Origin of the sequence: Caballeronia sp. LZ024, assembly GCF_031451455.1 — a bacterium.
GTDB lineage: Bacteria > Pseudomonadota > Gammaproteobacteria > Burkholderiales > Burkholderiaceae > Caballeronia > Caballeronia telluris.
In genome coordinates, this window is sequence record NZ_JARUXL010000070.1 from 1 (window position 1) to 415 (window position 415).

Genomic DNA, 415 nt, shown 5'->3' on the forward strand with positions numbered 1-415 from the left:
TTTCGAGCGTCCGATCTACGCGGGCAACGCCATCGCGACGGTGCAATCGAGCGATCCGATCAAGGTCATCACGGTGCGTTCGACGGGCTTCGATCCGGTCGCAGCCGAAGGCGGCAGCGCATCGGTCGAAAAGATAGAAGCGGCCGCCGACGCAGGCGTTTCGCAGTTCGTGTCGCGTGAACTCACGAAGCTGGACCGCCCGGAACTGACGTCCGCGTCGATCATCGTTTCTGGCGGACGCGGCTTGGGCAACGGCGAGAACTACACGAAAGTGCTCGAACCTTTGGCAGACAAGCTGGGCGCGGCGTTGGGCGCATCGCGTGCAGCCGTCGATGCGGGCTTTGTCCCGAACGACTATCAAGTCGGGCAGACCGGCAAGATCGTCGCGCCGCAGTTATATGTGGCAGTCGGCATC

Annotated in this window: 1 protein-coding gene; it reads left to right on the forward strand. The window is 62.9% G+C overall.

Features of this window, described 5'->3' with window-relative positions; genetic code table 11:
• Positions 1–415, forward strand: a 415-nt coding sequence (locus QCE48_RS31790; protein WP_309794523.1) for an electron transfer flavoprotein subunit alpha/FixB family protein, incomplete at both ends; no start/stop codon positions are given.